19 protein-coding genes, 1 tRNA gene and 1 pseudogene are annotated in these 21,177 nt (G+C 73.2%); 12 read left to right on the plus strand and 9 right to left on the minus strand.

Features of this window, described 5'->3' with window-relative positions:
• Nucleotides 1-12 precede the first annotated feature (12 nt).
• Nucleotides 13-876 carry a zinc metalloprotease HtpX gene (gene htpX, locus BX285_RS08385; RefSeq protein ID WP_097237431.1) on the plus strand — a complete coding sequence of 288 codons (864 nt, stop codon included), beginning with the start codon at nucleotides 13-15 and terminating at the stop codon, nucleotides 874-876.
• 48 nt (nucleotides 877-924) lie between these two features.
• Here htpX and BX285_RS08390 read toward each other — a convergent pair whose 3' ends face one another.
• The gene (locus BX285_RS08390) at nucleotides 925-2,379 is read right to left on the minus strand and encodes a PLP-dependent aminotransferase family protein (protein ID WP_121174823.1); all 1,455 of its coding nucleotides are present in this window, start codon (nucleotides 2,377-2,379) and stop codon (nucleotides 925-927) included.
• Between BX285_RS08390 and BX285_RS08395 the strand changes: the two genes are divergently transcribed.
• The 3 genes from BX285_RS08395 to BX285_RS08405 all read left to right on the plus strand — a co-directional run bounded on the left by BX285_RS08395 (nucleotide 2,378) and on the right by BX285_RS08405 (nucleotide 4,888).
• Nucleotides 2,378-3,286 (plus strand): DMT family transporter, encoded by a 909-nt coding sequence (locus BX285_RS08395; protein WP_121174824.1) that lies wholly within the window; start codon nucleotides 2,378-2,380, stop codon nucleotides 3,284-3,286. The genes BX285_RS08390 and BX285_RS08395 overlap by 2 nt on opposite strands.
• Nucleotides 3,287-3,466: 180 nt before the next feature.
• Nucleotides 3,467-3,928 carry a BlaI/MecI/CopY family transcriptional regulator gene (locus tag BX285_RS08400; RefSeq protein ID WP_121174825.1) on the plus strand — a complete coding sequence of 154 codons (462 nt, stop codon included), beginning with the start codon at nucleotides 3,467-3,469 and terminating at the stop codon, nucleotides 3,926-3,928.
• A 3-nt stretch (nucleotides 3,929-3,931) separates the two neighbouring features.
• Nucleotides 3,932-4,888, plus strand: a complete 957-nt coding sequence (locus tag BX285_RS08405) for a M48 family metalloprotease (protein ID WP_097237435.1) — start codon at nucleotides 3,932-3,934, stop codon at nucleotides 4,886-4,888.
• Nucleotides 4,889-5,187: 299 nt separating this feature from the next.
• Here the strand turns inward: BX285_RS08405 and BX285_RS08410 are convergent, their stop codons facing one another.
• Nucleotides 5,188-6,192 (minus strand): NADP-dependent oxidoreductase, encoded by a 1,005-nt coding sequence (locus BX285_RS08410; protein WP_097237436.1) that lies wholly within the window; start codon nucleotides 6,190-6,192, stop codon nucleotides 5,188-5,190.
• 144 nt (nucleotides 6,193-6,336) lie between these two features.
• Between BX285_RS08410 and BX285_RS08415 the strand changes: the two genes are divergently transcribed.
• Nucleotides 6,337-7,380: a LysR family transcriptional regulator gene (locus BX285_RS08415; protein ID WP_121174826.1), complete on the plus strand. Its 1,044-nt coding sequence runs from the start codon at nucleotides 6,337-6,339 to the stop codon at nucleotides 7,378-7,380.
• On the opposite strand, the gene mug is transcribed toward BX285_RS08415, so the two are convergent.
• The 6 genes and pseudogenes from mug to BX285_RS08445 form a co-directional block, all read right to left on the minus strand.
• Nucleotides 7,284-7,841: a G/U mismatch-specific DNA glycosylase gene (gene mug, locus BX285_RS08420; protein ID WP_259470689.1), complete on the minus strand. Its 558-nt coding sequence runs from the start codon at nucleotides 7,839-7,841 to the stop codon at nucleotides 7,284-7,286. The genes BX285_RS08415 and mug overlap by 97 nt on opposite strands.
• 83 nt (nucleotides 7,842-7,924) lie before the next feature.
• A complete protein-coding gene (locus BX285_RS08425) occupies nucleotides 7,925-8,923 on the minus strand; it encodes a phosphatase PAP2 family protein (RefSeq protein ID WP_179852844.1) in 999 nt (332 codons plus the stop codon).
• A gap of 242 nt (nucleotides 8,924-9,165) precedes the next feature.
• Nucleotides 9,166-10,329: an aminopeptidase P family protein gene (locus BX285_RS08430; RefSeq protein WP_097237440.1), complete on the minus strand. Its 1,164-nt coding sequence runs from the start codon at nucleotides 10,327-10,329 to the stop codon at nucleotides 9,166-9,168.
• Nucleotides 10,330-10,344: 15 nt separating this feature from the next.
• Nucleotides 10,345-11,697 carry a dipeptidase gene (locus BX285_RS08435; protein WP_097237441.1) on the minus strand — a complete coding sequence of 451 codons (1,353 nt, stop codon included), beginning with the start codon at nucleotides 11,695-11,697 and terminating at the stop codon, nucleotides 10,345-10,347.
• A 42-nt stretch (nucleotides 11,698-11,739) separates the two neighbouring features.
• Nucleotides 11,740-12,177 carry a hypothetical protein gene (locus BX285_RS08440; RefSeq protein WP_259470463.1) on the minus strand — a complete coding sequence of 146 codons (438 nt, stop codon included), beginning with the start codon at nucleotides 12,175-12,177 and terminating at the stop codon, nucleotides 11,740-11,742.
• A pseudogene (locus tag BX285_RS08445) lies at nucleotides 12,174-13,617 on the minus strand (APC family permease). Before BX285_RS08445 ends, BX285_RS08440 begins: the two are co-directional and overlap by 4 nt.
• A gap of 508 nt (nucleotides 13,618-14,125) precedes the next feature.
• Between BX285_RS08445 and BX285_RS08450 the strand changes: the two are divergent.
• Both BX285_RS08450 and BX285_RS08455 read left to right on the plus strand, forming a co-directional pair.
• Entirely contained in the window at nucleotides 14,126-14,623 is a 498-nt protein-coding gene (locus BX285_RS08450) for a hypothetical protein (RefSeq protein ID WP_121174829.1), read from the plus strand.
• A 109-nt stretch (nucleotides 14,624-14,732) separates the two neighbouring features.
• Complete coding sequence (locus BX285_RS08455; RefSeq protein ID WP_121174830.1) at nucleotides 14,733-15,332, plus strand: hypothetical protein; 600 nt, start codon at nucleotides 14,733-14,735, stop codon at nucleotides 15,330-15,332.
• A 116-nt stretch (nucleotides 15,333-15,448) separates the two neighbouring features.
• Here BX285_RS08455 and BX285_RS08460 read toward each other — a convergent pair whose 3' ends face one another.
• The gene (locus BX285_RS08460; protein ID WP_097237444.1) at nucleotides 15,449-15,937 is read right to left on the minus strand and encodes a YajQ family cyclic di-GMP-binding protein; all 489 of its coding nucleotides are present in this window, start codon (nucleotides 15,935-15,937) and stop codon (nucleotides 15,449-15,451) included.
• A gap of 217 nt (nucleotides 15,938-16,154) precedes the next feature.
• On the opposite strand from BX285_RS08460, the gene BX285_RS08465 reads away from it, so the two are divergent.
• From BX285_RS08465 to kdpB, 5 genes are all read left to right on the plus strand, one after another.
• Nucleotides 16,155-16,235: transfer RNA gene (locus tag BX285_RS08465), tRNA-Tyr, on the plus strand.
• A 309-nt stretch (nucleotides 16,236-16,544) separates the two neighbouring features.
• Complete coding sequence (locus BX285_RS08470; RefSeq protein WP_121174831.1) at nucleotides 16,545-16,868, plus strand: hypothetical protein; 324 nt, start codon at nucleotides 16,545-16,547, stop codon at nucleotides 16,866-16,868.
• 425 nt (nucleotides 16,869-17,293) lie between these two features.
• A complete protein-coding gene (gene kdpF, locus BX285_RS08475; RefSeq protein WP_097237446.1) occupies nucleotides 17,294-17,383 on the plus strand; it encodes a K(+)-transporting ATPase subunit F in 90 nt (29 codons plus the stop codon).
• A gap of 1 nt (nucleotide 17,384) precedes the next feature.
• Entirely contained in the window at nucleotides 17,385-19,049 is a 1,665-nt protein-coding gene (gene kdpA, locus BX285_RS08480; RefSeq protein ID WP_121174832.1) for a potassium-transporting ATPase subunit KdpA, read from the plus strand.
• Nucleotides 19,049-21,163 (plus strand): potassium-transporting ATPase subunit KdpB, encoded by a 2,115-nt coding sequence (kdpB, locus tag BX285_RS08485; protein WP_097237448.1) that lies wholly within the window; start codon nucleotides 19,049-19,051, stop codon nucleotides 21,161-21,163. Before kdpA ends, kdpB begins: the two co-directional genes overlap by 1 nt.
• Nucleotides 21,164-21,177: the final 14 nt, after the last annotated feature.

Raw genomic sequence — 21,177 nt, forward strand, 5'->3', positions numbered from 1 at the left:
GGAGGGCCTGACGTGCACCGCCGGCACAACGGACTGAGGACCGCCGTCCTGCTCGGGGGCCTCTCGGCGCTGATCCTGGTGATCGGCAGCTTCTTCGGCCGCACCGGCCTCGTGATCGCCCTGCTGATCGCCCTCGGGACCAACGCCTACGCCTACTGGAACAGTGACAAGCTCGCGCTGCGGGCCATGCGGGCCCGGCCGGTCAGCGAGTTCGAGGCGCCCCAGCTGTACCGGATCGTGCGCGAGCTCTCCACCTCGGCCCGGCAGCCGATGCCCCGCCTCTACATCTCCCCGACCCCGGCCCCGAACGCCTTCGCCACCGGCCGCAACCCGCGCAACGCGGCGGTCTGCTGCACGGAGGGCATCCTGCGGATCCTGGACGAACGCGAACTGCGGGGCGTGCTCGGGCACGAGCTGAGCCACGTCTACAACCGGGACATCCTGATCTCCTCGGTCGCCGGGGCGCTCGCCTCGGTGGTGATGTTCCTGGTGAACTTCGCCTGGCTGATCCCGTTCGGGCGGGACGACGACGAGGACGGCCCGGGGCTGTTCGGGATGCTCGCCATCATGATCCTCGGACCGCTCGCGGCCGGGCTGATCCAGATGGCGGTCAGCCGCTCCCGCGAGTACCAGGCCGACGCCGACGGCGCCCGGATCACCGGCGACCCGCTCGCCCTCGCCAGCGCCCTGCGCAAGCTCGACGCCGGCACCCGGCAACTCCCCCTCCCGCCCGAGCCCCAGCTCCAGACGGCGAGCCACATGATGATCGCCAGCCCTTTCCGGCCGGGCGAGGCCGGGGCGAGGCTGTTCTCCACCCACCCGCCGATGGCGGAGCGGATCGCCCGGCTGGAGGGGATGGCGGGGCGCGGGCGGTAGGGGCCGCTGCCCGGGGCGGCGTGGCCGGTGGTGGGGTGTCCGTCGGGGTCAGGGGGCCGATTTCTCGTACGCCGTGCGGAGGCGGTGGATGCCGTCGACGAGTTGGGCGGGGTTCTCGGCGGCGGCGTAGCTGAGGCGCAGGTGCGGGGCCGGGGGTTCGGCGGCGTGGTACGGGCGGCCGGGGGTGACCTGGACGCCGGCGCGCAGGGCGTCGGCGGTGAGGGCGCCGTCGTCGGTGCCGTCCGGGAGGGTCAGCCACAGGTGGTAGCCGCCGGGGCGGTGGGTGGTGAGGAAGCCGGGCAGCTCGCGGTGCAGGGCGGCGACGGCGGCGGTGCGGCGGTCGCGCAGTTCGGCGCCGAGGGTGCGCAGGTGGCGGGCCCAGGCCGGGTCGGCGACGAGTTCCAGCGTCGCCTCCTGGAGCGGGCGGGGTACGAAGAAGCTGTCCACGACCTGGGTGGCCCGCAGCCGGGCGAGGGCCGGGCCGCGGGCGGTGAGGGCGCCGACCCGCAGGTTGGGGGAGGCGGCCTTGGTGAGCGAGCGCAGGTGCACCACGACGCCGTCCTGGTCCTCGGCGGCGAGCGGTCGGGGCAGCGCGGGGGAGTCGGCGTGTACCAGCAGCCGGGCGAAGTCGTCCTCGACCACGAAGGCCCCGGCCGCCCGGGCGATCCGCAGCACGTCGGCCCGTCGGGCGGGGGAGAGTACGGCGCCGGTGGGGTTCTGGAACAGCGGCTGGCAGACGAAGACCCGGGCCCGGGTGGCGGCGAAGGCGTCCGCCAGCAGGTCGGTGCGGACGCCGTCGGCGTCGATCGGGACGGGGACGGGGCGCAGTCCGGCCGCCCGGATGACGGCCAGGATGCCCGAGTACGTCGGCGACTCGACCAGGACGGGTGCGCCGGGTGCGGCGAGCGCGCGCATGGCGACGGTGAGCCCGCCCTGGCCGCCGGACGTGATCAGGACGTCCCCGGCGCCGATCGGTCCGCCGTGACCGCCGATGTCGCGGGCGAACCAGCCGCGCAGTTCGGTGAGGCCGTCGGTGGGCGGCCGGTTCCAGGCGCCCGGGCGTCGGCCGGCCCGGGCGAGGACGGCGGCGAGCAGGCGCTCGGGCAGCATCGAGGCGTGCGGGTACCCGCTGTTGAGGTCGATCACGTCGGGCGGCGGCACCCGGAGGGTGGCGAACACCGGGGCGGCGAGCAGGTCGCGCGGGCCGGAGTCGGCGCTGAGCGCGATCTCCTGCCAGGAGAGGTCGCCGGTTCGTCCGGCCGGTGCGGCGGGGACGGCCGGGGCCGCGGCGAAGGCTGCCGCCCGGAACACCCCCGCGCCCGGCCGGGAGACCACCAGGCCCTCGGCCACGAGCACCGCGATGGCCCGGGAGACCGTCACCGGGCTGACCTGGTGGCGCTCCGTCAGGGCCCGGCTGGAGGGCAGCTTCCGTCCCTCCGGGTAGCGCTCGACCTCCCGCCGCAGACTGTCGGCGAGTTCGGTCACACTGCTACGCTCGTTCATGACGGCACAAGATAGCGCTATCCGCCCCGCGGCAGTAGCACCGCAGCAGGACCGGACCTCCGGTACCGCTCTCGCCGCCCTCGGGGTGGCCTCCTTCTCGCTCAGCTTCCCCGCCACCGCGTGGTCCCTGACCGGCTTCGGCCCGTGGTCCTCGACCGGCCTGCGCGGCGTCCTGGCCGCGGTGCTGGCCGGGCTCTACCTGCTGGCCTCCGACGCCCCGATGCCGACGCGGCGGCAGTGGCCCGGCCTGCTGGTGGTCTCCGCCGGCTGCGTGCTCGGCTTCCCGCTGCTGACCACGCTCGCCCTGCGTACCTCCTCGACCGCCCACTCGGCGGTGGTCATCGGCGTCCTGCCGCTGGCCACCGCGGTGGTCTCGGCGGTGCGGACGGGGCGTCGGCCGTCCCGGGCGTTCTGGGCGGCGGCGCTGGCCGGGGCGTCGGCCGTACTCGTCTTCACCCTGCTGCAGAGCCACGGGCGGCCGACCGTCGCCGACCTCTACCTGTTCGTCGGGCTGGTGGTCTGCGCCGCCGGGTACGCGGAGGGCGGGCGGCTGTCCCGGGACCTGCCGGGCGCCCAGGTGATCGCCTGGGCGGTGCTGGCAGCGCTGCCGGTGATGGCGCTGACCTCGGCGTTCGGGCTGTCCACCGAGCCGGTGCGGTTCGGCGCGAAGGCGGTGGCGGGGCTGTTGTACATCGCGGGGGTGTCGCAGTTCGGCGGGTTCGTGCTCTGGTACCGGGGGATGGCCGGGATCGGGGTGCCGAGGGCCAGTCAGCTGCAGTTGGCGCAGCCGCTGCTGACGCTGGTCTGGTCGGTGCTGCTGCTCGGCGAGGACCTGCCGGCGGCTGCGCCGGTCACGGCGGTGGTGGTGCTGGTCTGCATCGCGGTGACCCAGCGCGCCCGGACCTGAGCCGCCGTACGCCCGGAGGCGGGCCGTACGGCCGTCCGGCTGCGGTCTGCCGTACGGCCCCCCGGGCCCGCGCCGTACGCCCGGAACCCTTGCGCGGCCCGGTTCGGCGCGGCCCCTCGCTCGTTAGGATGAAGGCGCGCCCGTCGGTCCGGGCGCGGCATCCGGAGGGAGTGGGCCGTCATGGCAGACGAGAGGCACGCCCCGGCGACCGGGGACGCGCCGGCCCGACGACGCGGTCAGGGCGAACTGGAGGCGCAGGTGCTGGCGGTGCTCCAGCAGGCGCCCGGCCCGGCCTCCGCCGGGTGGGTCCAGGAGCGCCTGGACGGCGACCTGGCGTACACCACGGTGATGACCATCCTGTCCCGGCTGCACGCCAAGAACGCCGTCTCCCGGACCCGTTCCGGCCGCTCCTACCTGTGGCAGGCCTCCGCCGACGCCGCCGGGCTGGCGGCGCTGCGGATGCGCCGGATGCTCGACGGGGAGGCGGACCGGGACGCCGTCCTGGCCAGTTTCGTCAGCGCGCTGCTGCCGCACGACGAGGAACTGCTGCGGGCGCTGCTCGACGCCGCGTCCACCGGCCCGGAGACGTCCGCCGGGCCGCAGACGTCCGCTGATCCGGCAGCGACCGACCGTGAGAGCTGACCCGTGGGCTTCTTCGTCTTCCTCCCGCTCGTCCTGCCGCTCACCGCGGTACCGATCGCCCGCCTGACCGAGCAGCACCTGCACCCGCGCGGCGCGGCCCGGCTGATGACCGTGATCAGCGCGGTGATGGCGGTGTGCAGCGTGCTCTGCCTCGGGCTGATCGGGGTCGTCGGCACCGCGCAGATCCCCGGCAACCCGCTGCCGGACAGCTGGTCCGACCCGGAGGTGCGGGCCGCGCTGCCGTACCACGAGACGGTCGGCACGGCCGCGATGTGGTTGCTGGCGCTGGTGTGCTTCGCCTGCGCCCGGACGGTCGTCCGGCACCTGCGGGTGCGCGCCCGGGCCCGCCGGGCGCTGGCCGGACTGCCCGCCGGTACCGGGCCGTCCGACGACCTCGCGGTGCTGCCGGACCGCAGCCCGTACGCCTACGCGCTGCCCGGCTCGCCCGGGCGGGTGGTGGTCTCCACCGGGATGCTGGACGGCCTCGCCGCGGACGAGCGCGAGGCGCTGCTCGCGCACGAGCGGGCGCACCTGCGCCACCGCCACCACCGGTACCTGCTGACCACCCAGCTCGCCGCCTGCGTCAACCCCTTCCTGCGGCCGCTGCAGGACGCGGTGGCGTACAGCGCGGAGCGGTGGGCGGACGAGGACTCGGCGCAGGCCGTGGGGGACCGCCGGATCACCGCGCGGGCGGTGGCCCGGGCGGCCCTGGTCTCGCACGCCGTGCCGGCGCCCGGCTTCGCGGCCTTCGCCGCCCCGGCCGCCGCGGCCGGACCGGTGCCGCGCCGGGTGGCGGCGCTGCTCGGCCCGGTGCCGACCTCCCGCAACTGGCCGCCGGCCAAGACCCCGGCGGGCCTGGCGGCGATGGTCGCCGCGGCGGGTACGGCGGCGTCGGCGCTGTGCGCGCTCAACGCCGCCGTGGCGCTGCTGGTGGTGCTGAAGGCCGTCACCCCGCTGTAGTGCAGGGCCGACGCCCTGACCGCTCAGAGCGGCGCGGCCAGTTCGTCGAGGGCTGCCTCGGCCGCCGCCGGTGACTCGACGGCGAGCGGGTGGAGGCCGTTCAGCGCGGGGGCGTCCGAGGCCCGGGTGAGCTCGGCGGTGACGACGTGCAGGAGCCCGGCCGTGCTGCCGGAGTGTGCCGACGCTGCGGGAGTGTGCCGACGCGGCGCCGACCGCTCAGGGGGTCGGCCGGCGCCGCGCCAGTCGAGGTGGCGCCGCCCGAGGTGGCGCCAGGCGGCGGTGCGTCAGGCGGCGGTGCGTCAGTCGGCGATGCGGACGAGCATCTTGCCGGTGTTGGCCCCGCGCAGCATGCCGAGGAACGCGTCCACCACACCGTCGAAGCCGTCCACGATCGTCTCGTCCGGGACGACGGCGCCCGAGCGCAGGTGCGGGACGAGGAAGTCGTACAGTTCCGGCCGGGCGTCGAGGTGGTTGCGGACCAGGAAGCCCTCCAGCCGCAGGCTCTTGCCGACCACGTCGTAGAGGTTGCGCGGCGCGGGCGGCGGGGTCTGCGGGTTGTTGTACTGGGCGACGGCGCCGCACCAGGCGATCCGGCCGTGGTCGCGCAGGGTGTCGATGGCGGCCGCGAGGTGGTCGCCGCCCACGTTGTCCAGGTAGACGTGCAGCCCCTCGGGGGCGGCCTCGCGCAGGCGGTCGGCGATCGGGCCGTCGTGGTAGTCGAAGGCGGCGTCGAAGCCGAGCTTCTCGGTGAGGTGGGCGGCCTTGGCGGCCGAGCCGGTGCTGCCGATGATCCGTCCGGCGCCGAGCAGCCGGGCGAGCTGTCCGGCGGCGGTGCCGACGCCGCCGGCGGCTGCCGAGATGAAGATCGTCTCGTCGGGCTGGAGCCGGGCGACCCGGGTCAGACCGACGAAGGCGGACAGGCCGGTGCCGCCGAGCACCGACAGGTGCGCGCTGAGCGGGACGCCGTCGAACTCGGGCAGCACGAAGGAGCCTTCGGCGGTGACCACCGAGTGGGTGCGCCAGGCCTGGCGGTGGAGGATGACCGTCCCGACGGGCAGGGCGTCGGTCCGGGACTCCACCACCCGGCCGACGGTGCGGCCCTCCAGCGGGGCGTGCAGGTCCCAGCCGCCCTCGTCCATCTCCTCGCGCATGTACGGGTCGACGGACTGGTAGATGTTCTCGACCAGGGCCTCGCCCGCCGCGAGCGCCGGGATGCTCTCCTCGACGAAGGCGAAGTTCTCGGCGGTCGGCGCGCCGTCGGGGCGGGAGACCAGGTGGACGGCGCGGGCGGTGGGGCGGGACATCGGTGCTCCGGACGGGTGAGGACGGGCGGGATGTGACCACCGTAGGAAGCGGGGGAGCGGTCGGGCAGGGGCATCCGTCGATGGAACGGCGCTTTCCATGAGCGGGATCGATGGATCGGCCCACCGGCCGATAGATTCGGGGGCATGACCGATCTCGCCCCGCACGAGCTGCGGATCCTGGTCGCCGTCGACGAGGAGCAGAGCTTCACGGCGGCCGCCGCGCGCCTGGACACCACCCAGTCCGCCGTCTCGCACGCCGTGCGCGCCTGCGAGCGGAAGCTCGGGGCGGTGCTCTTCGAGCGCGGGCGCCACGGCGCACGCCCCACCGCGGCCGGCGCCCGCGCCGTGGCGTACGCCCGCCGGATCCTACGGCTGCTGGACGCGATCGGCCCAGAGGTCCGCGGCGCGGGCACGGACGGGCCGTTGACCGGCACCCTGCGGATCGCCGCCTTCCGCAGCGCCGCCGCCCACCTGCTGCCGTCCGTCCTGGCCCGGCTCGCCGAGCGCCACCCCGGGCTCGGCACGCACGTCCGGATCGTCCGGGAGATCGGCCGCGGCACCGCCGGGGAGGTCGCCGACGGCCGCGCCGACCTCGGGCTGGCCACTCTGGACGCCGGCGGCCCGCCGGCCGTGCCCGGGCTGGTCGCGGTGCGGCTGTACGAGGAGTCGTACGCGCTCGCACACCCGCAGGGCCACCGGGCGCCGCGCGAGCTGCCGCTGGTCGACTGGGACGAGAACTGCGGCTCGTACACCCGGGACTGGTGGCAGCGGCAGGACTGGATCCCGCCCGCGACCGTGAACGTGGAGGACGACACGGTGGCCCTCTCGCTGGTCGCCCAGGGCCTCGGCATGGCGATCATGCCCCGGACCGCCCTGCTCGGCGCCCCGGCCGGGCTCGCCGTCACCGACCTCGGGCCGCGCCCGCCGAGCCGCTTCGTCGGGTACGTCACCACGCCCGAGCTGGCGGGGACGGCCGCCGTCCGGGCGCTGATCCGCGAACTGCGCGACGTCCCGCTGCCGGTGGGGCTGGCGCCCGCTCAGCTCGCGACGGCTACTCAGCTCTCGAAGACCGGTCAGCTCCCGGCGCCCGCTCAGCTCCCGGCGCCCGCTCGGCCCCCGGCGCCCGCTCGGCCCTCCACGGCCTCCCGGAGCCGCCGGAACTCCTCGGCCAGCGCGTCCAGCGTGTAGTGCGCGTTGAGCCCGCTGGGGTTGGGCAGCACCCACACCTCGGTGGAGCCGATGCCCTCCGGCTGGCGCCCGATCGCGGCCCGCCGCTGCCCGAAGGCCGTCCGGTAGGCGCCGATGCCGAGCACGGCCAGCACCCGCGGGCGCAGCCGCAGCACCCGCTCGCGGAGCGCGGCGCCGCCCTCCCGCAGTTCCTCGGCGGTCAGCTCGTCCGCCTTGGCGGTGGTGCGCGGGGCGACGTTGGTGATGCCCAGGCCGAGCGCGAGCAGTTCGCCCTGTTCGTCCGGCCGGTACTGGCGCGGGGTGAAACCGGAGCGGTGCAGGGCGGGCCAGAAGCGGTTGCCGGGGCGGGCGAAGTGGTGCCCGGTGGCGCCGGACCACAGGCCCGGGTTGATGCCGCAGAACAGCACCCGCAGCCCGGGCCCGGTGACGTCCGGGATGGTGGTGTCCTTGGCGGCCAGCAGCTGTTCGGCGGTGGGGTTGGCGGTGGGGTTGGCGGTGGGTTTGGCGGCGGGCCGGGTGCTCGGCTCCCTCGGCGTCTGCGACTTCACCCGGCCAAGTCTGCCGTGCCCTTCGACGGCGTCGTACGGCGGCTGCGCAGCCACCGCAGGCCGAACACCACCGCGGCCGCGTACGCCCAGCCGACGAAGACGTCGATGATGAAGTGCTCCGCGCCGTAGACCAGGGTGAAGGTCATCGCGAGCGGATAGCCGACCAGCACCGCCCGCAGCCAGGGCCGGGCGGTGGGCCAGAAGTGGAACAGCAGCATCGCCGGGTAGGCGGAGTGCAGCGAGGGCATCGCGGCGACGTCGTTGGCGAACTGACTGCCGTTCTCCAGCAGCGAGTCGGCCTGCGGGAGCCCGCTCGCCGAGATCACCTCCCAGACCACCCGGGACAGGTGCGGCAGGTTGCCCTGCTGGGCGACCAGCCACGGCGGGTCGGCCGGGTAGAGCAGGTAGGTGGCGAAGCCCGCGAAGGTGAGCGTCAGGTAGCAGGCGAGCAGTTGCCGGAACCGGTGGTGCGCGCGCCGCCAGAGCACCGCGAGCAGGAGGAAGACCACGAAGAAGTGCGAGAGGTAGACGCCCACCGCCGCGTAGTCGTACCAGTGCGGCGAGCCGGGGGTGTAGAGGGCGTGCTGGAGCCGGACGGTCCAGGTCTCGCCGAAGCCCAGCGCCTCGTCGAAGCGCAGCTGTGGCAGCCAGTGCGGGGCCCACGGGGTGTGCGCGCCGTAGCCGCGCAGCAGCGAGTACGTCCACACCACGGCCATCACCGGGACCCAGTCGCGCAGGACCAGGAGGAAGCCGCGGCGGCCGTGCCCGCTGTGCACGGCGGCGGTGAGCAGGGCCCCGATCAGCCAGAGGAACAGCACGTCGTTGGCGGCCGGGATGCCCTCGGTGCGCAGGAACCAGAGAAGGCCGGTCAGGTAGAGCGGCCAGGCCAGGAACCGGAGTCTCGACCAGCCCGTCCCGCGGGGGCGGGGCGGAGGCACCGGGCGCGGTTGCCCGGTCCGCGCGGGTGGCGCGGCCGGGGAGAGGGTCTTGGTCATGCGCACCGAAAATAGCAACCCAAACTTGGAGGACTCTGGGTGAAGCATGACCGGATCGTAAGAACGCCCGAACCGGTCGGCGGCGCGGTTGACGGCCCGGTTGACGCCGGCCCGGTCGACGGCGGTCGGGTCGACGGCGGTCGGGTCGACGCCGGCCCGGCCGACGGTACGGCCGGCCCAGTGCCCGACCCCGGGCCCGGTCCCGGGCCCGACGGAGGCCCGTATCGGAGTCGGCCGGGCGGTCATGCCACGATGCCCAGCTCGTGCGGGGTGTTGTTGAAGCGGCGGCCGCCCGTACCGGTGACGGTGACGATGTCCTCGATCCGCACCCCGAACCGGCCGGGCAGGTAGATCCCGGGCTCGATCGAGAAGCACATGCCCGGCACCAGCGGCCGCTCCTCGCCCTCGACCAGGTACGGAGGCTCGTGCGTGGTGGTGCCGATCCCGTGCCCGGTGCGGTGGATGAAGTACTCGCCGTAGCCGCCCTCGGTGATCACCCGGCGGGCGATCCGGTCGATCTCCTGGCAGCTCACGCCGGGGCGGACGGCCTCGAAGGCGGTCTGCTGGGCGGTCCTGACCAGGTCGTGGACCGTCCGGACCTCGGCCGGGACGTCCGGCCCGACGTGCACCGTCCGGGTGGTGTCGGAGCCGTAGCCGTCCTTGAGGCCGCCGAAGTCCAGCACCACGGTGTCACCCTTTCGGATGACCCGGTCACCGGCCTCGTGGTGCGGGTCGGCGCCGTTGGGGCCGGAGCCGACCACGGTGAAGTCGACCTGGCTGTGCCCGTACTGGATGAGCAGCGCGCCGAGGTCGGCGGCGATGTCGCTCTCCCGGCGGCCGGCGAACCCGACCTCCAGGATCCTGCGGTACGCGGCGTCCGCGGCCCCGCCGGCCGCGGCCAGGCGCTCCAGCTCCTCGGTGTCCTTGACCGCGCGCAGCATCGGCAGGCTCTCGGTGAGCGAGGTGAAGGCGGCGCCGGGCAGCGCGGACTGGAGACCGAGCAGGTGCATCGCCCAGGCGTTGTCGGAGACGCCGTACCGCCCTGCCGGGTCGAGCAGCGGGCCGGCGGTGGCGAACGGGTCCTCGCCGTCGGCCCAGTCGAGCAGCCGGACGGCCGCGGCGCCGACCGCCTTCGCGGCGTCCGGTCGCTCCAACTTGGGCACCAGCAAGGCGGGTTGACGGCCGGCGGTGAGGACGAGGGTGGTCAGCCGCTCGGTGATCGCGGTGGGCGTGTAGCCGCACAGGTAGGCCAGGTCGGGCCCGGGGGCGACGACCAGGCCGGCCAGCCCGGCGGCGGTCGCCTCGGCGGTGGCGCGGGCCATCCGGGCGGCGTAGTCCTCGACGGTGAAGGGTCGGGGCACGGCGGTTCCTCCTCTGGGGGCGGACGGGCTCTGCTGGGCCTCCATGCTCCTCGAACTCCCTCAGCGCCCGGCCGAGTCGGCGAAGTTCCGCAGGAACAGCGCCTCGACGCGGGCCATGTTCGCGATCTCGCCCGGGTCGACGCTCTCGTTCGGCGCGTGGATCAGGCAGCGCGGCTCCTCGACGCCCATCAGGATGATCTCCGCGTCGGGGTAGGTGGCGGCGAGGACGTTGCAGAGCGGGATCGAACCGCCCTGGCCGAGGAAGGACATCGGCCGGCCGTAGACCTCCTGCATCGCCTGGTCGAGCGCGGCGTACCCGGGCCCGCCGGTGTCGGCCCGGAACGGCGAGCCGGCGCTCTCCCGGACGAACTCCACCCGTACGCCCCAGGGTGCGGCGGCCTCCAGGTGGGCGATCAGCGCGTCCAGGGCGGTGCCGGCGTCGGTGCCGGGCGGCACCCGCAGGCTCACCCGGGCCCGGGCGGTGGCCGGGACGGCGGCGGTCGAGCCGACCACCGGCGGGCAGTCGATGCCGAGGACGGTGACCGCGGGGCGGGCCCAGAGCCGGTCGGCGACGGTGCCGGAGCCGGTCAGCCGGACGCCGTCCAGGACGCCGGCGTCGGTGCGGAAGGCCGCCTCGTCGTAGCCGGCGCCGCTCCACGTCCCGTCGCAGTCCAGGCCGTCGATCCGGGTGCCGCCGTCGGCGTCGCGCAGCGCGTCGAGCATCCGGACCAGCGCGGCGAGGGCGTCCGGGGCGGCGCCGCCGAACATGCCGGAGTGCAGGTCGCCCTTCAGTGCCCGGACGGTGACCACCGCGTTGGCGACCCCGCGCAGGGAGGTGGTGGCGGTCGGGACGCCGACGGCGGCGTTGCCGGTGTCGCAGACCAGCAGCGCGTCCGCGTGCAACTCCCCGGCGTGCGGGGGCAGGTACCGCTCCAGGCCGCCGGTGCCCTGCTCCTCGGAGCCCTCGACCACCAGCTTGAGGCCGACCGGGATGTCCTCCCCGAGCGCGCGCAGCGCGGTGAGGTGCATGACGATGTTGCCCTTGCAGTCGGCGGCGCCGCGCCCGTACCAGCGGCCGTCGCGCTCGGTGAGCCGGAACGGCGGGGACTCCCAGGCGGCGTCGTCCAGCGGGGGCTGGACGTCGTAGTGGCTGTAGAGCAGCACGGTCGGGGCGCCGGGCGGCGGCGGGCGGTGGCCGATCACGGCGTGGCTGCCGTCCGGGGTCTCCTCCAGGTGGACGTCGCGCAGGCCGGCCTCGGTGAAGGCGGCGGCGACCCACTCGGCGGCCTGCCGGCACTTCTCCGGCGGGTACTGCCGGGGGTCGGCGACGGACGGGATGGCCACCAGCTCGGCCAGGTCGGCCTGGGCCCTGGGCATCAACTCGGATATGCGGAGGGCGAGTTCGTCGGTCATTCGAGCTCCCGTGGGCTACCGGCGTGGGCTGCCTGGCGTGGGCTACCTGCGGACGGTGTCGCGCAGGTCGAGGTCGTCGATCCGGTCCTGGGTGGCGGCGAGCTTGTCGGGGCAGTACACCGAGAGCACGATCGCCTCGCCGCGCACCACCTCGCGGTCGGAGAGCACCGGCCGCTGGCCGGGCCCGCCGGCGCCGTTGGACATGCCGTACTTCCACTGCGCCTGGGTCAGCGCGTTCGCCGGGTCCGCGCAGACGGCCCCGCCGTCCTCGCCGAGGTTGTGCACGATCTGCTCCTGCGTCGGCACCGGATATCCGGCCGAACTCAGCGCCTCGGAAAGCTTCCTGGCCTTCCGGTCGGCCAGGTCGGTGGCGTGCAGCTGGGTGAACGAGAGCAGGCCGGTGACCAGCATCGCGACCAGCAGGGCGATCGAGCCCAGGTAGATCCAGCGGTGCCGGGAGGCCATCGGGTTGGCGGTCATGCCGCACCTCCTTCGGTGCCGTGCGGCTCGGCGCCGTGCAGCTCGGCGGCCTCCTGCGCGGCCAACTCGGCCGCGGCGTCCGGGGAACGCCAACCGGGCTTGCGCAGCCGCAGGAACGAGTACGGGAGCACCAGCCCGAGGACCAGCAGGCCGCCGCCGACGATCCCGATGTACGACCAGACGCTGCCGCTGCCGAACTGCGAGGACGGTACGAAGCCGATCGCCATCGCGGCGGCCGAGGAGAACAGCCCGATCACGCACATCGGCACCAGCGCGGGGGCGCGGTAGCCGCGCGGGTGGTCGGGCTGGGTGCGGCGCAGCCGGATCGCGGCGGCGAACATCAGCAGGTAGACGATCAGGTACACCTGTGTGGTGATCACCGAGAAGATCCAGTAGGCGCTGGAGACGTTCGGGATCAGGGCGTACAGAAGGGCGATGGCGGTGGTGATCACGCCCTGGGTGACCAGCAGGTTCTGCTGGACGCCCTCCCTGTTGAGCCGTTGCAGGAACGGCGGCAGGTAGCCCTCCTGCCGGGAGATCATCAGCAGGCCCTTGGACGGCCCGGCGAGCCAGGTGAGCATGCCGCCGAGCGAGGCCGCGATCAGCGCCACCGCGATGACCGGGGTGAGCCAGCCGACGCGGAAGTACTGGAAGAAGGCGTCGAAGGCCTGCATCACCCCGGCCGTCAGGCTCAGTTCGCTGGACGGCACCACCCAGCTGATCGCCAGCGCGGGCAGGATGAAGATCGCCAGCACCATCGCGGAGGCGGTGAACATCGAGCGCGGGAACTCCCGGGCCGGGTCGCGCAGCGAGGAGACGTGGACCGCGTTCATCTCCATGCCGGAGTAGCTGAGGAAGTTGTTGACGATCAGCACCAGGCTGGCCAGCCCGGTCCACTGCGGGAAGAGGTGCGCGGCGTCCATCGGGGCGGCGGAGGGGTTGCCCTCGCCGAGGAAGACGAAGCCGAGGACGACCAGCAGCGTGCCGGGGACCAGCGTGCCGATCACCAGCCCCATCGAGGACAGCCCGGCCACCGCCTTCGTCCCGCGCGAGGAGACCCAGACCCCGGTCCAGTACAGCACCATGATCACCAGGGCGGTGTACGGGCCGTTTCCGGCCAGCCTCGGGTTCACCACGTACGCGATGGTCGAGGCCACGTACGCCAGCAGGGACGGGTAGTAGAAGATCGTCATCGCGAACTGGCACCAGACCGCGAGGAAGCCCAGCGGCTTCGACAGCCCCTCCGACACCCAGCGGTAGACGCCGCCCTCCCAGCCGGATGCCAGCTCGGCCGAGACCAGCGCGGTGGGCAGCAGGAACACGACCGCCGGGACGAGAGTAGAGGAAGACGCAGGCCAGGCCGTAGACCGCCATGGTCGGGGCGGAGCGCAGGCTGGCCACCGAACTGGTCGTCATCAGGGCGAGCGTCACCCAGGACATCCGCGGGGCGGCAGCCAGGCGGCCGGCCACCGAGCCGGTGCGCTCCCGGGTGGCCGGGGCTCCTGCCGGGGCAACTGCTGCCGGGGCGCCGTCGGGGCTGCTCCGGCCGGGCGGGGGCGCGTCCGTGGAACTCATCTGTCCTCCTCCGGTACGGCCCGGTCGGCTGCGGCCCGGCCCGGCGCGGCGCGGCCGGTGGCGGTCGGCGTCAACGGGGGGCGGCGACGGTCGGCGAGGCGGGAGCCGGGGGAGACCCCCGGGGCGGGCCGTACCCGGCCAGTCCACCCGGGGGCCGGGGCCGCCGCATGCGGCAGGCACCCGAGTGGGTGACCTGCCACGGGGAAGCGGGGAGCGCATTCGGGCTGCCGTCGGGCTGCCGCCGGGTTGCCGTCGGACTGTCATGGCCCCGGACCGATTCGTGACGGTGCTCAGCCTGCTCTACGGTCTCCGAGCGGGCACGGAATCATAAATACCGGGCCGACTGTCGGTGCGGTGGGACACGATGTCCGGCATGTCCTATGAACTCCAGGCGCTGATAGGAACATTGGAGCTGCTGAGGGTGGCGGCGGCGGAGGTGTCGGCGGCCCGGGTGGTGCCGTTGGGGCAGGGGCTGGCACTGATCCCGGTCACCTCTTCGGTCCTCGCCGCTCTCCAGGGCGACGGCAGCGCCGACAAACCCGTCGGCGGGGCCGGGTTCGGCCGGCACGCGGACGGCTTCGAACTCCGGCTGGCCGCCTGGTCGAAGGCCGGCCCGATCGCCTGCGTGGAGGCCGAGTACTCCGGCGGCAGCGGCACCCAGCGCGCCGCCGTCTGGGTGGACGGCCGGATCGTCCTCGGCCCGCTCGGCAGCGGCGAGTTCGAGCCCGCGCCGCCCGAGGGCACCCCGATCTCCCGCGCCCTGCGCCTGCTCGGCGCGCACCCCGGCGACGGCGGGACGGACGAGTTCGCCGCGGTCGGCCTCGGACGGCACCGCAGCACCCGCGAGTGGGCGACGGCCGCCGCCGACTGAAGGCCTGCCCGCACCGTTCGGCGTACCTGCGGTGGCTGTGCCCGTACGACTGCCCGACCTTGTGAAGCAGGCGATCTCGCCTGATCCACAGTGAGAGGAAGCAGTCCCCATGCGTGCCACCCGGATGGTCGTCGTGCTGACCGCGGCGCTTGCGCTGACCATGGTCGCCACGGCGTCCGCCACCGCCGCCGGCCATGGAGCCGCGGCCTCCCGTACCACCGTCTCCGTCCCCGGTGTCCCCGGTGTCCCCGGCGTTCCCGCAGCCCCTGTCCTCCCCGCCGATCTCGCCGCCCTCCTGGGCGGGGCACCGTCGACCCTCCCGGCCGCCGACCCGGCGGACCCGGTCGACGCCGCCATTCCGGCTGTCCCCGACACCCCTGCCGTCCCCGCCGTGCCGGATCCGACCGCCGCGATCGGCGACATCATCAAGCAGCTCACCGGCCTGATCTCGTCGGTGACCTCCGGTGCCCTCGACCTCGGCGCCCTCCAACAGCTCATCGCCGCCCTGCTGAGCGCCCTGCAAGGCCTGATCGGCCAGCTCCCGACCCTGCCGGTGACCGTCCCGCCGGTGACGATCCCGCCGGTGACGGTCCCGACCCCGCCCACGTCACCCGGCACCACCGCCACCCTGCAACAGCAACTCGACACCCTCCGCGCCCAGGCCCACGCCCTGACCACCGCGCCGCACCGCCACCCCGCCACCGGCTGACCCGCCCCGCCTCGTCCCGCCCCACCACCGACACGCAAACGGCTCCGCTCCCGAACCCGGGAGCGGAGCCGTTCCGCCGTCCGCCTGGTGGCGTCGACGCAGGCCGACGCGGTCGACTAGCGGTAGTTCACGAACTGGATCGCGAAGTCCAGGTCCTTGCCCTTGAGCAGGGCCTGCACGGCCTGGAGGTCGTCGCGGCTCTTCGAGCTGACGCGCAGCTCGTCGCCCTGGACCTGCGCCTTGACGCCCTTCGGGCCCTCGTCACGGATGATCTTCGCGACCTTCTTCGCGTCCTCCGTCGTGATGCCCTCCTTGATGTCGGCGAAGATCTTGTACTCCTTGCCGGACAGCTGGGGCTCACCGGCGTCCAGCGCCTTCAGCGACAGGCCGCGCTTGATGAACTTCGTCTGCAGCACGTCGAGGATGGCCCGCACGCGCTCCTCGCCGTTGGCCTTCATCTCGATCTTCTCGCCCGAGCGGCTGATCTCGCCGCCCACGCCCTTGAAGTCGAAGCGCGTCGCGATCTCGCGGGAGGTCTGGTTGATCGCGTTGTCGACCTCCTGCCACTCGACCTTCGAGACGATGTCGAAACTGGAGTCGGCCATGGGTGTTGGTCTCCTTGATGCTCTGGCTTCACTGGCACGGCCCGCCCCACGGGGCGACCGCCGCCCCAGCCTATCCAGCACCACCCCGCGCCCGCCCGCGCCGACCGCACCGCGCTCCTTGATCATCGCGTGATCTATCGAGTGGCGGAGCACCCCATGGCATCAGGTATGGTTTACCAAGTCGAACGGGGCAAACACCCCGGGCGGCAAAAATCCTGGCTGGTTGCCCGAGCGGCCAAAGGGAGCAGACTGTAAATCTGTCGCGCAAGCTACGCAGGTTCGAACCCTGCACCAGCCACAGGATAGAGAAACGGCCCCCGATCTGCGGAAACGCGGATCGGGGGCTTTTTCGTTGCCTGCGCCCGCCGTGGTGCGCCGCCCGCCCGGGCTGTCGGTAGGGGCAGTTATTGCGCATTGCTTGCAATTACGGGTGGCAGGCAGCAGAGTGGGGAGCCGGGGGTGGGAGTCCTTCGACCGAGCTGATCGTCTTCCCAACCGGCGCCCGCCGGGACAACGGCTCACCCCACCCCCGCCAACAGTCGTCGGGCCGGAGGCCCGCAGGTGGCGCGGCGGCCGCGTCAAGGGGGCATCGAAGCCGCTCGCGACCGTGGTGCACGCCTCGGCCGCGGCCGAGGCGCTGCGCCGGGACCGGGAGCTGTGGCAGCCGGGCGTCCCGCTGGTGGAGATCCCGGGCGGTCACCGCAGGCTGGGCCCGCCGATCGCCGCCTTCGTCAACGAGCTCGGCGCGGAGCACGCCTACGACCGGCTGACCGTACTGATCCCCGAGGTGGAGCCCGCCCGCCGGTGGCAGCAGGCGCTGCAGAAGCGCTGCAGAACCGCTGCAGAACCGGCGCGGCGCCGTGATCGACCGCGCCCTGCGCCGCACACCGACGCGGTGGTCTGCCGGCTGCGGCTGCGGCTGCGGATGTGACGTCGCAAGGGGAGAGAGCCCGCCGAACGGCCCCTGACAGCACGCGCTGCCAGGGGCCGTTCGGCGTACGAGCGCCCGTCCCGGCGGCCATTCCCGACCGGTCGGCGTCAAGGTCGCGTCAACGCGGCGCTATCACCCGTATGGAGGGCGTCAGGGCTCCGAAACGTGCCACTGACCGCTGATTTGCTGCATCTGCCGGTCGTCCGCCGGCGCCGCGCGAGCCCTCCGGCCAGGTCGCGGCATCTTCCGAACCGCGCTGGTGGAGCCCATGTCCGATCTCATCTACGTCGGTGTCACGGTCGCCGTGTTCGCCGTCATCGCCCTGATCGCGCGGGGGGTGGAGAAGCTGTGAGCGAGCGTAGCGAGCGGACCATCCAGGGGCGCGTGTTGCGCGAAGCGACCGGCGAGCGCAGCGAGGTGGACGCATGAGCGCCGAGAACATCGCAGGCCTCATCGTGGCCGTCGCCCTCGTCGGCTACCTCGTCGTCGCGCTGATCTACCCGGAGAAGTTCTGACATGAGCTCCACTCTCGCGGGCTGGCTGCAGGCCCTCGCCCTCGTCGGCGCGCTGGCCCTGTGCTACCGCCCCCTTGGCGACTACATCGCCAAGCTCCTCACCACCTCGAAGCACCTCAGAGTCGAGCGCGGCATCTACAAGGTGATCGGCGTCGACGGTGACGCCGACCAGCGGTGGCCGGTGTACCTGCGCTCGGTGCTGGCCTTCTCGGCGGTCTCCGTCCTCTTCCTGTACGGCCTGATCCGCCTCCAGAACCACCTGCTGCTGAGCCTGGGTGTCCAGCAGATGGAGGGCCACCAGGCCTGGAACACCGCGATATCGTTCGTCGCCAACACCAACTGGCAGTCCTACTCGGGCGAGCAGGCGATGGGCCACCTGGCGCAGATGGCCGGCCTGGCGGTGCAGAACTTCGTCTCCGCGGCCGTCGGCATCGCCGTCGTGGCGGCGCTGATCCGGGGCTTCACCCGCAACCGGACCGACCGGGTCGGCAACTTCTGGGTGGATCTGGTCCGGATCAACCTGCGGCTGTTGCTGCCGATCTCGATCGTGTTCGCCCTGGTCCTGGCCGCCTCCGGGGTGATCCAGAACTTCCACGGCTTCCACGAGGTGACCACGCTCAGCGGCGAGGTGCAGAAGATCCCCGGCGGCCCGGTGGCGTCCCAGGAGGTCATCAAGCTGCTCGGCACCAACGGCGGCGGCTTCTTCAACGCCAACTCGGCGCACCCGTTGGAGAACCCGAACGGCTTCTCCAACCTGGTCGAGATCTTCCTGCTGCTGGTGATCCCGTTCGCGCTGCCCCGGACCTTCGGCCGGATGGTCGGCGACAACCGCCAGGGCTACGCGATCGTCGCCGTGATGGGCCTGTTCTGGGTCGCCTCGACCGCCCTGCTGACCTTCGCGGAGTCGCAGCACTCCGGCAGCGCCCTGCAGGCCGCGGGCGCCGCGATGGAGGGCAAGGAGCAGCGGTTCGGCATCGCGGCTTCCGGTCTGTTCGCCGCCTCGACCACGCTGACGTCGACCGGCGCGGTGAACTCCTTCCACGACTCGTTCACGCCGTTCGGCGGCGGGCTGGCGGTCTTCAACATGATGCTGGGCGAGATCGCGCCCGGCGGCACCGGCTCCGGCCTGTACGGGATGCTCGTGCTGGCGATCGTCGCGGTGTTCGTCGCGGGCCTGATGGTCGGCCGTACCCCCGAGTACCTGGGCAAGAAGCTCGGCGGCCGGGAGATGAAGTTCGCCTCGCTGTACATCCTCACCACCCCGACGATCGTGCTGGTCGGCACGGGTGTGGCGATGGCCCTGCCGGGCGAGCGGGCCGGGATGCTCAACTCGGGCGCCCACGGCTTCTCCGAGGTGCTGTACGCCTTCACCTCCGCCGCCAACAACAACGGCTCGGCCTTCGGCGGCATCACCGTCAACACCGACTGGTACGACACCGCGCTCGGCCTGGCGATGATCTTCGGCCGTCTGCTGCCGATCGTCTTCGTCCTGGCCTTGGCCGGTTCGCTCGCGCAGCAGCAGCCCGTCCCGGCGACCCCGGGCACCCTGCCCACCCACAAGCCGCTGTTCGTGGGCCTGCTGTCGGGCGTGATCCTGATCGTCGTCGGCCTCACCTACTTCCCGGCCCTGGCCCTCGGGCCGCTCGCGGAAGGTCTCACCTCCTGATGTCCACTCCCACGCTCACTCCCGCGCCGGTCGACCAGGCCGAGCCCGCGGCGCCGCACAGAGTCTCCGGCGGCCTCCTCGACCCGAAGCTGATCGTCGCGTCCCTGCCGGACGCGGTGAGGAAGCTCGACCCCCGGGTGATGATCAAGAACCCGGTGATGTTCGTGGTCGAGGTGGGCTCGGTGGTCACCACCGTCTCCGCGATCGCCGACCCCAGTGTCTTCGCCTGGGCCATCACCGTCTGGCTCTGGCTGACCACGATCTTCGCCAACCTGGCGGAGGCCGTCGCCGAGGGCCGCGGCAAGGCCCAGGCCGACACCCTGCGCAAGACCAAGACCGAGAGCGTCGCCCGCCGGCTGACGAACTGGCCGGCCACGCAGGACGAGGAGGAGGTGCCCGGCACCGCGCTCCGACTCGGCGACCACGTCGTGGTCGAGGCCGGGCAGATCATCCCGGGCGACGGCGACGTCGTCGAGGGCGTCGCCTCCGTGGACGAGTCGGCGATCACCGGCGAGTCCGCGCCGGTCATCCGCGAGTCCGGCGGTGACCGCTCCGCGGTGACCGGCGGCACCAAGGTGCTGTCCGACCGGATCGTGGTGAAGATCGCCTCGGAGCCCGGCAAGTCGTTCATCGACCGGATGATCGCCCTGGTCGAGGGCGCCGCCCGGCAGAAGACGCCGAACGAGATCGCGCTCAACATCCTGCTGGCCTCGCTGACCATCGTCTTCCTGGTCGCGGTCGTCACGCTCCAGCCGATGGCCACCTACGCGGGCGCCCCGCAGTCGATGATCGTCCTGGTCGCCCTGATCGTGGCGCTCATCCCGACCACCATCGGCGCGCTGCTGTCCGCGATCGGCATCGCCGGCATGGACCGGCTGGTGCAGCGCAACGTGCTGGCGATGTCCGGCCGGGCCGTCGAGGCCGCCGGCGACGTCAACACCCTGCTGCTCGACAAGACCGGCACCATCACCCTGGGCAACCGCCAGGCCGCCGAGTTCCTCTCGGTGAGCGGGGTCTCCACGGACGAGCTGGCCAGTGCGGCGCAGCTCTCCTCCCTCGCGGACGAGACCCCCGAGGGCCGCTCGATCGTGGTCCTGGCCAAGACCGAGTACGGTCTGCGGGCCCGCGCCCAGGGCGAGTTGACGCACGCCACCTGGGTTCCGTTCACCGCCCAGACCCGCATGTCGGGCGTCGACCTCGACGAGGCCGACGGGGTGCACCAGGTCCGCAAGGGCGCGGCCGCCGCCGTGTCCAACTGGGTCACCGAGAACGGCGGCAAGGTCACCGACGAGGTGTCCGCGCTGGTCGACGGCATCTCCGCGGCCGGCGGCACCCCGCTGGTGGTGGCCACGAAGACCGGCAGCCGGCCCGCCCGCGTCCTCGGGGTCATCCACCTCAAGGACGTGGTCAAGGAGGGCATGCGGGAGCGCTTCGACGAGCTGCGCCGGATGGGCATCAAGACCGTCATGATCACGGGTGACAACCCGCTGACCGCCAAGGCGATCGCGGAGGAGGCCGGCGTGGACGACTTCCTCGCCGAGGCCACGCCCGAGGACAAGATGGCCCTGATCAAGAAGGAGCAGGAGGGCGGCAAGCTGGTCGCGATGACCGGCGACGGCACCAACGACGCCCCCGCGCTCGCCCAGGCCGACGTCGGCGTCGCGATGAACACCGGGACCATGGCGGCCAAGGAGGCCGGCAACATGGTCGACCTGGACTCCAACCCCACCAAGCTGATCGAGATCGTGGAGATCGGCAAGCAGCTGCTCATCACCCGCGGCGCGCTGACCACCTTCTCCATCGCCAACGACGTGGCCAAGTACTTCGCGATCATCCCCGCGATGTTCGCCGGGGTCTACCCGGGCCTGAGCCACCTCAACATCATGGGCCTGCACAGCCCCCAGTCCGCGATCACCTCGGCGATCATCTTCAACGCCCTGGTCATCATCGGCCTGATCCCGCTCGCCCTGCGCGGCGTGAAGTACCGTCCCTCGGACGCGAGTTCGCTGCTGCGCCGCAACATCGGGATCTACGGCTTCGGCGGCCTGGTGGTGCCGTTCGTCGGCATCAAACTGATCGACCTGATCGTCCAGTTCATCCCCGGCCTCAGCTGAGAGAGGAGTCCACC

Origin of the sequence: Streptomyces sp. 1114.5, assembly GCF_003635085.1 — a bacterium.
Lineage (GTDB): Bacteria > Actinomycetota > Actinomycetes > Streptomycetales > Streptomycetaceae > Kitasatospora.